This is a genomic window from Deefgea piscis (assembly GCF_013284055.1).
GTDB lineage: Bacteria > Pseudomonadota > Gammaproteobacteria > Burkholderiales > Chitinibacteraceae > Deefgea > Deefgea piscis.
The window spans coordinates 482,657-494,321 of the sequence record NZ_CP054143.1 but is presented as its reverse complement, the minus strand read 5'-3'; the positions used below and the strand labels follow the sequence as shown (position 1 = coordinate 494,321).

7 protein-coding genes and 1 tRNA gene are annotated in these 11,665 nt (G+C 45.8%); 7 read left to right on the top strand and 1 reads right to left on the bottom strand.

Annotated elements, in window-relative coordinates; genetic code table 11:
* Window positions 1-30: 30 nt before the first annotated feature.
* The 5 genes from rpsU (at window position 31) to HQN60_RS02370 (ending at window position 4,983) form a co-directional block, all read left to right on the top strand.
* On the top strand, window positions 31-243 hold the full coding sequence (gene rpsU, locus HQN60_RS02390) for a 30S ribosomal protein S21 (protein WP_157670867.1): 213 nt from the start codon (window positions 31-33) through the stop codon (window positions 241-243).
* A 205-nt stretch (window positions 244-448) separates the two neighbouring features.
* Window positions 449-889, top strand: a complete 441-nt coding sequence (locus HQN60_RS02385; protein ID WP_173532182.1) for a GatB/YqeY domain-containing protein — start codon at window positions 449-451, stop codon at window positions 887-889.
* A 48-nt stretch (window positions 890-937) separates the two neighbouring features.
* On the top strand, window positions 938-2,848 hold the full coding sequence (gene dnaG, locus HQN60_RS02380) for a DNA primase (protein ID WP_173532181.1): 1,911 nt from the start codon (window positions 938-940) through the stop codon (window positions 2,846-2,848).
* Between the two features lie 102 nt (window positions 2,849-2,950).
* Window positions 2,951-4,891, top strand: coding sequence for an RNA polymerase sigma factor RpoD (rpoD, locus tag HQN60_RS02375; RefSeq protein WP_173532180.1), 1,941 nt, complete (start codon window positions 2,951-2,953; stop codon window positions 4,889-4,891).
* A 15-nt stretch (window positions 4,892-4,906) separates the two neighbouring features.
* Window positions 4,907-4,983, top strand: a tRNA-Ile gene (locus HQN60_RS02370).
* A 288-nt stretch (window positions 4,984-5,271) separates the two neighbouring features.
* Here HQN60_RS02370 and HQN60_RS02365 read toward each other — a convergent pair.
* Window positions 5,272-6,150 carry an HDOD domain-containing protein gene (locus HQN60_RS02365; protein ID WP_173532179.1) on the bottom strand — a complete coding sequence of 293 codons (879 nt, stop codon included), beginning with the start codon at window positions 6,148-6,150 and terminating at the stop codon, window positions 5,272-5,274.
* A gap of 889 nt (window positions 6,151-7,039) precedes the next feature.
* Here HQN60_RS02365 and HQN60_RS02360 point away from each other — a divergent pair.
* Complete coding sequence (locus HQN60_RS02360; RefSeq protein ID WP_173532178.1) at window positions 7,040-8,236, top strand: autotransporter strand-loop-strand O-heptosyltransferase; 1,197 nt, start codon at window positions 7,040-7,042, stop codon at window positions 8,234-8,236.
* Between the two features lie 16 nt (window positions 8,237-8,252).
* Window positions 8,253-11,621 (top strand): hypothetical protein, encoded by a 3,369-nt coding sequence (locus HQN60_RS02355; RefSeq protein WP_173532177.1) that lies wholly within the window; start codon window positions 8,253-8,255, stop codon window positions 11,619-11,621.
* Window positions 11,622-11,665: the final 44 nt, after the last annotated feature.

The following is an 11,665-nucleotide window of genomic DNA, read 5'->3' as shown; positions in this document are numbered from 1 at the left end:
AGAGTTTAAAAGTTTACTAGGATTCGACTAATGCCTTCCGTACGCGTTAAAGAAAACGAACCGTTCGAAGTAGCGATGCGCCGCTTCAAGCGTTCTGTTGAAAAGACTGGCCTCCTCACCGAACTTCGTGCACGCGAATTCTACGAGAAGCCAACTGCTGAACGTAAACGCAAGCTTGCTGCCGCTGTAAAGCGTCAACACAAGCGTCTGCGTAGCCAACAATTGCCAGCAAAACTCTACTAAGAGTTAAGCTAGCTGTTGTTTGTACTTAAGGTCGCCTAGGCGACCTTTTGTTTTTTCTGCACTTAGCGTTGTCATTACTAAGCGGTGTGAATTGATTTTGACGATTTCGGTCCAAATTGAAGCTAAGGAATCGCAAAGCGTGTTGGTCGCGCGGCGTGAAGACGTACAACGTTTTGTTATGACTGCATCAAATTAAGGACGTGTGATGACTTTAAAAGCCCGAATTACTGCTGATATGAAAACAGCAATGAAAGAAAAGCAAGCTGATCGTCTTGGTGTTATTCGTTTATTGCTTGCTGCGATCAAGCAGCGTGAAGTGGATGAACGGATTGAGCTGGATGATGCCGCGATTACCGCCATCATCGACAAAATGCTCAAGCAGCGTAAAGACAGTATCACGCAATTTGAAGCCGCCGCACGTCAAGATTTGGCAGATAAAGAAAAATTTGAAGTGGCGATCTTGATTGAATATATGCCGCAACAACTCAGCGCTGAAGAAATTGGCGCTATTGTCGACGCCGCGATTGCAACGCATGGGGCAACTGCTGCTGCGATGGGTAAAATCATGGCCGAAATCAAGCCCCAACTCGCCGGCCGTGCCGATATGGCTGAAGTGAGTAAACTCGTTAAAGCGCGGATGGCTTAATCGCATGGCCTTTGCGAGTCTATTTTTTTGAAGGTGTGCTGAGTTTAAATGGCGCGAATTCCCGATGATTTTATTCAGGATTTATTGAACCGCGTTGATATTGTCGACGTGGTCGAGCGCTATGTGCCGCTAAAAAAGGCTGGCCAAAATTACATGGCCTGCTGCCCGTTTCACAAAGAAAAATCGCCTTCTTTTACGGTTAGCCAAACCAAGCAGTTTTATCACTGCTTTGGTTGTGGGGTGCATGGATCGGCGTTAACTTTCATCATGGAGTTGCAGGCTTTAAGTTTTCCTGAGGCCGTTAGGCAATTGGCAGAATCGGTTGGCATGCAAGTGCCGGTGGAAGATCGGCCACAATCGGAAGAACAAAAAAAAGTACCCGGCATTTATGATGTACTGAAAGTTGCGTTTGATTTTTATCGGGCGCAGCTCAAAACCGCACCTGCGGCAATTGAGTATTTCAAGCGGCGTGGTGTTGAGGGTAAAACAGCGGCTAAGTTTGGCTTAGGGTATGCACCTGGCGGCGATGATTGGCAGCCGCTTAAGGCGGTATACCCCGATTATGACTGGAATGTCACTTTAGCTGAGGCCGGCTTAGTGATTGATAAAGAAGAATCAAAGCGTCGCTACGATCGTTTTCGTGAGCGCGTAATGTTTCCAATTATGAATCAGCGTAGTCAGATCATCGGTTTTGGTGGTCGTGTGATGGGGCAGGGTGAGCCTAAGTATTTGAACTCACCTGAAACGCCAGTATTTAGTAAGGGCCGGGAGTTGTATGGTTTGCCACAGGCGCGTACCGCAATTCGCGATCACAACCGAGCCTTGGTTGCCGAAGGCTATATGGATGTGGTGATGCTGCATCAGCATGGCATTGAGTACGCTGTTGCATCGCTAGGTACGGCATGTACGCCTGAGCATATTCGTAAATTGCTTAAATTGGCCGATGAAGTGGTGTTTGGCTTTGATGGTGATAAAGCCGGTATCAAGGCTGCATGGCGAGCGCTAGAAAATAGCCTACCCGAAGTGAAAGACGGCAAAGAGCTAAAATTTTTGTTTTTGCCTGCCGAGCATGATCCGGATTCTTACGTGCAGGAATTTGGTCGTGCCGCATTTGAGTCGTTGATTGATGAGGCGGCATTGCCTTTGTCGCAGTACTTATTAAAAGAATTGTCGGCGCAGGTTGATCTAACGATGGAAGAAGGCCGGGCGCGTTTAGTACATATTGCACGTCCCCATCTTGATCAATTGATACAAGCCCCCATATTAAAGTTAATGCTCAGTAAACGGTTGGCAGAAATGTGCCAATTATCCACTGCCGAGTTTGCGTCGTTGACTGTTGCTCCGTCGGTGGATGTGCCGGTTTTTCCGGAGATGTCCGCAGACACTGCGTTTGATTCTGCGCCAGTTTATGATGCGTGGCAGGGTCAAGGCCAAGTAAAGCGGCCTTGGCAGCCACGTTCTAATGGCGGTTTTAAGCGCGGAGCAAAAGGTAAATCTTGGCGAGCAGAAGAAGATCGGCCACGCTTAAAGCCCGCCGCTCAGCACGACCCGTTGTTGCGTGTTTTGCAGTTGGTTTTATTCCGTCCGTCGATTTTACAAGGGCAGGATGAATGTGAATTGGCTTGGCCTAATGAGGGATTCAGTGGTTTGGTGCGTTGTGTATTGATGCGCGCTCGATTAGATGTCGAACTTCTAGGTGCTGAATTGGTCGAACGTTGTCAGGATCTACCGGGGTTTGCACGATTAGCTCCGATATTGAATGAATCACATCATTTATTTGATAAGTTTGACCAAGACGAATTGCTCATTGAAATTTCTAACTCATTGATGGCTGCTACGCAAAATTTTTCGCTAGGGTCTACACTAAGTCGGAAAGAAGAGCTTGATGCGCTCTCGGCCAGTCGCGGTTTGACTGATGAAGAATCGCAAGAATACTTGACGCTTTTGTTGCGTCGCTAGCTAAGTGAAGGGGTCAAATGGGCTCTTCACTTCCGATGTCGGGGACAAAACCCTTCGATGTCTGGTATAATTCTCGGTTTTGCTAGACACCCAAGCAGAGTCATGGCAGCAGATCAAAAACTAAATAAAGATAATCTTGAATTAAACGGCGGCAAACAGGCCGAGGAAAAACTCGACCCTGAAGAACGCAAAGCCAAATTTAAGACGCTAATCGTCCTCGGTAAGGAACGTGGTTACCTCACGTACGCCGAGATTAACGATCACCTCCCAGAAGACATGTTGGATGCCGAGCAAATCGAAGGCATTATCAGCATGATCTCCAATATGGGGATCCAAGTCTACGACGAAGCTCCTGATGCTGAAGATCTGTTGATGTCCGACGCGCCTGCCGCGGTGGCAGATGAAGATGCAGCGGAAGAAGCTGAAGCTGCTCTGTCTTCAGTCGATGCTGACTTTGGCCGTACAACGGATCCTGTCCGCATGTATATGCGCGAAATGGGAACCGTTGAGCTCTTGACGCGTGAAGGCGAAATTGAAATCGCCAAACGCATCGAAGACGGCTTAAAGCACATGATCACGGCCATTTCGGCATGTCCAACGACGATTGCTCAAATTATTGATTTGGTCGAACGTGGTTTGAATGATGAAATTCGTATTGATGATGTCATCGACGGCTTTATCGATCCAAACGCGGTTGAAGAAGAAGAGACTGCGCTAGATTTGCCTGATCCTGATGCCGTGCTCGAAGAGAGTGACGGTGATGATGAGGAAGAAGCCGAAGATGATGGTGGCGCCGCAGCTGCTAGTGCCAATCTAGAGCTACTAAAAACTCAAGCGCGTGAACATTTTGAAGTGATTAACGACCTTTACGGTCGGATGCTTGAAGCATTGATTGATCACGGCACAGCATCACCAACCTATATCTTGCTACAGCAATCGATTGCGATTGAGTTCCAGAAAATTCGTTTTTCTGCTCGTCAAGTTGAATCGCTATGCGATGTATTGCGCGGAATGGTCGATGATATTCGCACGCATGAACGCCAAATCATGGATTTATGCACGCGCCGTGTCGGTATGCCACGTGATTATTTCATCAAAAATTTTCCTGGGCGTGAAACTGATTTGACGTGGGTTTCGGAAGAAATCGCGGCAGAAAAAAGTTACTCCGGCATCATGTTCCGTTATAAACACGCGATCATGGAGCAACAGCAAAAACTCAACGAACTGCAAGAGTCAGCGCGTTTGAGTATTCGTGAGTTGAAAGAAATTAGCCGCCATATGTCGACGGGTGAAGCTAAGGCCAAACGCGCAAAGCGCGAAATGATTGAAGCCAACTTGCGTTTGGTGATTTCTATCGCCAAAAAATACACCAACCGTGGTTTGCAATTCCTTGATTTGATTCAGGAAGGCAATATCGGCTTGATGAAAGCAGTAGATAAATTCGAATATCGCCGTGGTTATAAGTTCTCAACATATGCCACATGGTGGATTCGTCAGGCGATTACTCGCTCGATTGCTGACCAAGCACGCACGATTCGTATTCCGGTACATATGATCGAAACGATCAATAAGATGAACCGTATTCAGCGCCAGATTTTGCAAGAAACAGGTAACGAAGCAACACCTGAAGAATTGGCTGAACGCATGGAAATGCCGGAAGACAAAATTCGCAAAATCCTTAAAATCGCCAAAGAGCCGATTTCAATGGAAACGCCGATTGGTGATGATGATGATTCACACCTCGGTGATTTTATTGAAGACGCTAATAATATGGCGCCTGCTGATGCTGCCGTTTATGCCGGTTTGCGTGAAGCGACCAAAGAAGTGCTTGATACCTTAACACCACGTGAAGCCAAAGTGCTACGCATGCGTTTTGGTATTGATATGAGTACTGATCATACGCTCGAAGAAGTTGGTAAACAGTTTGATGTAACGCGTGAGCGGATTCGTCAAATTGAAGCCAAGGCTCTACGTAAGCTGCGTCATCCAACTCGTTCAGAAAGATTGAAGAGTTTTATTGAAAATAACGCCAGCGAACAGTAGAATAGCAATCCTTTCGGGCCTTTAGCTCAGTTGGTTAGAGCAGAGGACTCATAATCCTTTGGTCCACGGTTCAAGTCCGTGAAGGCCCACCAGTAAAATCAAGGACTTAGCAGCAATGCTAGGTCCTTTTTTTTGTTCAAACTATTTGAACTGTTCCGGATAGCCAGTTTGTCGCTAGCTAATAAAATAGCACTATCATCGGCGGTCGATTTTGCTGCAGAAAATAGGTCTATTCTATTTGTTTACGAAATTCAATAGAATTTAAAACGGTTACGCATTTACACAAAGTATCGGTTTTGCGGGTTACTCGAGTGACCTCCGTTCATCTAATAATTTGTGCGTGCTCAATCTGGTCTTGATTCAGTACGCTACAACATACCCTAACTCGCATCATTCTGGCGCGATTGCGAAACGACATCCCTTAGCTCATCAAGTTCATTTAATTCAATCCCAAAATGCTCTAGAGCTCGCTGGAAGTTTTGCGCACCCACCTCCAGATCAGGCTCGCAATCCATCTCATCGGATAAAAATTCGGCGATATGCGTGACTGCAATCAATGAAACCGCACCACCAGGCAAGGATTGATCGGGTAAGTCGTACACATCTGGCTCATGATGGAATCGAATCGCCAGTCCCACTAAGGGTGCTAGCCCCCAGTTTCGGACCAATAAAGAGCCAATAATTGGATGTGTACAAGGGAAGTATTGATCTTCTGCGCTGATGAGCATGCGTCCATTATTACGACACTCTGTAATCAGCGCGGGATATTCAGGAAAACGTTGCATCATCAACGGCTGACCCGCATTATGAAACAGGGCATAGGTATAGGCCGCATCAGGTGCAACACCAAACTGGCGCTTGGCAATCATGCCTGCTGCTAAAGCAATGCTAGAGGCCTTAATCCAAAATTGATTTACAGACTCACCTGATATTCCACTCATTGAAGACTTTAGAGCCGTCGCAATTATGACGCATGAAATATTACGCATCCCTAGGCGCTCAATAGCCTCCAGCACACTACTGGTTTGCTTACCGACTCGAAATAATGGCGAATTTGCCAATCGCAACGAAGCTGCTGCCATTCCTGCGTCAGCCGAGATTGACTGTGCCAGCGTTCGAATATCAGGATTATCTTTCTGTACTTCCGCCAAGACCTTGGCAACAATAGCTGGACAAGAAGGTATGTCAATAATTGAAAATACTTTGTCGATTTCAGCACTGGAAATTTCAGCGGGTAACGCCGTGGGGCTTAATGACATTGCACATCCTAGTATGTAGTTTCGACGTAAATATAAATAGTACAAACTCAGCAGTTACAGACATTCATTATTGGTCAGATACAATTTATTTGTACTAATTACTGACTTTTTTTGACAGCTAAATTTCATTTTGTCGATAAAAATTTGGGCTATTTGCCTGATGTCTCAATGAATGGGCGATGTGCTACTCATCATGTTACCTGTAGTGCCGTGGGCCACTCACATTGACGCATTGATTTGAGATGCTTCAAGTTAGGTGAATTTTTGATTGTCGGAACACATACCAAATCAAGAATGAGACTTCGTTCAAAGAGTGCTTTGGCATAGATTTGAAATAATTTGGGCCGCACCTGATAACTAGTGGCCTTTTATATTTCTAGTTTCAGCATCAACACCTGTCGTAAAAATCCCGTGATTTCACACTTTGTGCGCTGAGGGATTTGGTGGTTTCAATAGCTCGCTTGAGTCGGTAATCCCCCAATCAAATACTTGGGTCGGACGATCTGGAAAAGTGGTTGGGCTATCATCGGTGTAGCATGCTAGAAACCAAAATACGCTGTTTGAGTTATTAAGCGAGCGGGTGATGGTGGGGGACTTTGATCATCAGGTTGCGGAGTTGCAATGCAACAATCTTAAGTAGCTTCATGTAACTGAGAACACTAATGTCGGTGAGAATGGGTTAAATCCATCTGGGGTTTGGGGTAATTTATCTAAAGCCTCGTGCAGGTCCACCAGTAAATTAAAGCTCTTAACGAAAACGCTAGGTGCTTTTTTTGCATTTAAAAAATGCTTGTACTCCTTCTGTTTGCAGTGGTTTAGCTTATTTATCGCAGCAACGGCTTCTTACTGGTCTATGCTAAAAAACTATTTTTAAATTTTAGCTATTCAGATGAATGCTCCTTTATCTTCTTCTGTGCATTTGACTTGTTTTGTTCCTGCAGTCAATCCACCAACTCAGTTGTCTGAATCTAAGATTTTCTTTGATTTTAATGATGGTGCGCGTGTTCAGTTGCCCGATGGCGAGTGGCGAGTGCGGTTATCTGATTTGCAAACCCATAATATTTTGTTTGAAACGCAAATTGGCGCAGGCATGGTCATGAGTAGTAAGAAGTACTTTGTTCCGTTTCATATAGAGGTGTGGAACAAAGATCAAAAAATCTTGGATCATCGCTTGAGTTTGCAAGACCAGCCTGTTTTGATTCAGTTTCCGGTGGGTACTTTAGGGGATGTGTTGGCTTGGTTTCCTTATGCGGCACGTTTTGCTGCAGAGCATCGCTGTCACCTTACCTGTTCAATGGCTGCAAATTTAATTCCTCTTTTTGCTCAAGCAAATCCAACGATTCGTTTTGTTACTCCAGAAGAAATTAATACGTCTGAGTTTTATGCGACTTATTACTTGGGTTTGTTTTTTGGTGATGATGAACATTATTATCAACCTGGGGATTTTCGTTTGGTTGGTTTGCATCGTACTGCTGGGCATCTATTGGGGGTGGATCCTCGAGAGGAGCCTGCACAAATTACATCACTGGAAGCTCCTCGGCGAATTGTTGAACCTTATGTCTGTATTGCGGTGCAAAGTTCTACGCAATGCAAATATTGGAATCATCCAACCGGATGGATTGAGGTTGTGAAACACCTGAAGGAACAGGGTTTGCGTGTTCTGTGTATTGATCAAAAATCATGTCATGGCAGTGGCTTAACTTGGACCACGTTACCCCATGGCGCAGAAGATTTCACGGGTGATTTGCCGTTGCTGGAGCGGGCGGAATTAATTCGCCATGCTGAGTTTTTTGTTGGACTATCAAGCGGGCTTGCTTGGTTGGCGTGGTCGGTAGCAACGCCTGTCGCTTTGATTAGCGGTTTTACTCATCCAATTAATGAATTTTACACCCCTTATCGTATTTTCAATCATCACACTTGTAATAGTTGCTGGAATGATCCTCGACATAGTTTTGATCATGCGGATTTTTTTTGGTGTCCTCGGCATAAAGATACCCCTCGGCAATTTGAATGCACGCGCTTAATTACACCGTTGCAAGTGATCGATACATTAAATCGTGTGCCACGGCGAGCTTTAATCGTCTAAGTGAAAGAGGTAATCAATGAAATTTCGCACTCAAAACTTGCGGTATGGCCTTCGTCGTTTTTCCAGATCGATTTTTCTATCTCGTTTACTGTTCGTACTATTGATACCTTCATCGTTGGTGCAGGCATATACCACACCAGTAACGAGTACTGTTTCTGGAGAGACGGTCGATTCAGGGACTCAATACGTCATCGATGGTGGTGTGGTGAGTAATAGCTTAGTTACGACGCCAGCGACACAAGAGGTTTCGTCGGGAGGCGTAGTGAGGTCGTCACACATCGATGGCAAACAAATTGTTTATTCTGGCGGGCTGTTACAAGCCAATGATGTGGTGGGGAGCCAGTACGTGAATTCTGGTGGGCGAGCAGATCAAAGTAACATTACCGGCCGACAGTATATTTCTGCGGGAGGGGTGGTGAACTCCGCTTTAATTAACACGGGCTATCAATATAACGCTGGATTAGCCAACAATACAAATATTGTTGGGGCTGGTGTTCAGTTGGTGCAGAGCGGCGGACAAGCAGTACAGACGGTGGTAAGTAATGGGTATCAAGGAGTGCTATCAGGTGGTTTGGCGACAACAACGACAGTGATTTCTGGTAGCCAGGTTATTTCGGCCGGTGGTGTGGCAACGAATACCACCGTTTTATCTGGGAGTAATCAGTACGTCTCTAGTGGAGGCCTTGCATCTGGTACGCAGATAGTTTCTGGAACGCAAAGTGTTTTTGCTGGTGGTTCGGCGACGAATACTTTGATCGAAAAAAATGGCGCGCAGAATGTTCAAGGCTCGGTGACTAATACGGTTATTTCGGGGGGCTCCCAAGATATTCTCGCCGGTGTGGCGAGTTTAACGACTTTAAATGCAGGAGCAGATCAGCTGGTTGCTGGGGGTTCTGCGGTATCTACGACATTAAATGGGAATAGTAATCAAGGAATTCTGTCTGGTGGTGTCGCAAAGCAAACCATTCTTAATGATAGTAGTCAGGATGTTGGCGCAGGTGGGCAAGCATTTGACACTACGGTTGGCAGTGGTAGCGATCAAACAATAGAAGGTATTGCTACGCGGAATGTGATTGATCAAGGCGGTAGACAGTTTATTAGCGCGGGCGGACTTGCGAAAGATACATGGCTTAATGGCGGCACTCAGCAAGTTTTGTCTGGTGGTCTTGCATCCGCAACAACAGTGACTGCTGGTAGTCAAAGAGTAGAGTTCGGTGGCGTTGCTAGTGCGACTATTTTGGGGGCTGCTGATCAAGTCGTGCTGGGGCGTGCAAATAACACGGTGGTTAATGGTGGACGTCAGTTTATTGAGGCTGGCGGCATTGCCAGTGGCAATACATTGAATGCTGGCACGCAGCAAATTGCATCGGGTGGCCGAGTGATTGATACGCAACTGCTCTCCGCAAGCCAATTTGTTTTGTCTGGCGGGGCTGCTGAAAATACGAGCATCAATTCGGGCGGACGGCAGACTGTATCGCTAGGCGGCATCGCAACAGGGGTCCATTTGAATGGCGGACGGATGCTCAATAATGGCGGCACAGTGAGTGAGCTAAATATTTCAGGTAGCGGCGGGCAAGCTTGGTTGGCGGCGGGAACTTTGGCTGGTACAACAATAGTCTCGGGTTCGAATAATCAATTGATTTTACAGGGCGGTAAAGTTGATGGAACGTTAACGATTACTGGTCGTGATAATCAGATTGATTTACTTCGAACTGATCTTTCCAGTATGAACAACTTGCGCGATAGCACTGGGTTAAATCAATTATCACTTTTGAATGGTGCTGTTATTTCTGCAGCAACGATTGTCGATGGTCGTTCGCTTACGAATGTGCTTGATTTACAAAATTGGGGTGCAATTAATATTCATCGCGGTGCAACCTTGGTGATGGCAGGTAATCTGGCTTTAGCAAGTAATGCAACGTTAACGAATTCAGGTACTTTGAATGTGCCTGTGAATGCGCAACTGACTGCCGGATTGAATAATGCGGGGACGATTGCTTTAGGGGGAGGAGGGCAATTTTCTACTTTAAATGTCTTAGGCCCATTTCAAAGTACCAATGGTCTTTTAGTTGATCATGTTTCAGCAAATCTTGAAAAGTCATCGATGTTGCAAATTGACGGTAACTTATCTGGAACAACACGTGTTCAATTTAATAACGATGGCTCCTCAGGTCGACTGGGGGAACAAATTCGTTTTGCTCAATCATCGATCAATACGTTGACACGGGGCGATACTTTTATTGCGGCCAACCCAGTTGGGTCGCGCAATATATATGATGTTCGCTTAAAGGGAAGTCCATATGTATGGGAAATTGTGCAAAAAAATGAAAATGGACGCTCGAGTTGGTATCTACAGTCGCCATTTGCCCCTGTGGTGCCTGATGCGAATGCTGGGCAGCCACAGCCGCCACAGCCGCCACAGCCGCCAGTCCCTATTGTGCCTGTATCTCCTGATGTATCTCCAACATTAAAACCCGATCGTTTGTTACCAGAAATTCCAGCGTACGGTGTTTTGCCTGCGATATCCGATATTATTTTACGTAGTAATTTAAGCGCTATAGAACAACGTTTAGATGTTATCCCTAGTGTAGCTAATGATCTTTGGATGAAAATCGATGCCACTCACTTAAGACAAAGTGCAGATTATGGCTTTTCATTTGATGGTTGGGGGAGTTCTGTAACGATAGGTATTGATCGAGATGGTCAGCTTGATGATAGTAAGTCGTGGCGGGGCGGGGCTTTTTTAGCTTGGAGTCACAATCAACTCAATACCTCTGGAGAGGGGGCGCTTATTCATTCACGTGCTAGTGCTGATCTGGATATTAATAGTTTTCAAACAGGCTTATATGGTCAATTGGAAAAGGATGGTTGGTATGGACGTGCTATTGCTTTGCTCGGGTATGAGCGTGCAAAGGTTAAAACAGAAGATGCCTATAGCAATACCTTGACGGCACCTATTTGGGCAACGAATCTTGGCGTCGGGAAGGTGTTTGAAGTATTTGATAATTGGACGCTCGCACCACAGCTAAATGTTGGATACGCAAATTTTAATTGGGATTTACAAGATGAAAGTATTAAAGGGCGCTTTGAACAAACTTCACATTGGTATGGTGGGGCAAGTATTCGAGTTGAGCGGAGAATAAATACAGAAGAAAATATTTGGCTTCGCTCTGGTGTTACACATCAATTTGGCAGTGATAGTGCACTAAAGTTAACCGCTCCCAATCTGTATTTACCTGCGGCAGGGCCAAGTACGACGTGGCAAATGCAATTAGGGTATAGCAAGCAGACTAACTGGGGGAGTTACTATGGTTTACTCGGCGGCAGTTGGGCTCGAGGTCAGCAGCTAGGCAAGGCTGAATTGGGATTGCAATGGAAGTGGTAGTACGGTGTGCACGCTGCTGGGGGGGGTTAAGCAGATATGCACTG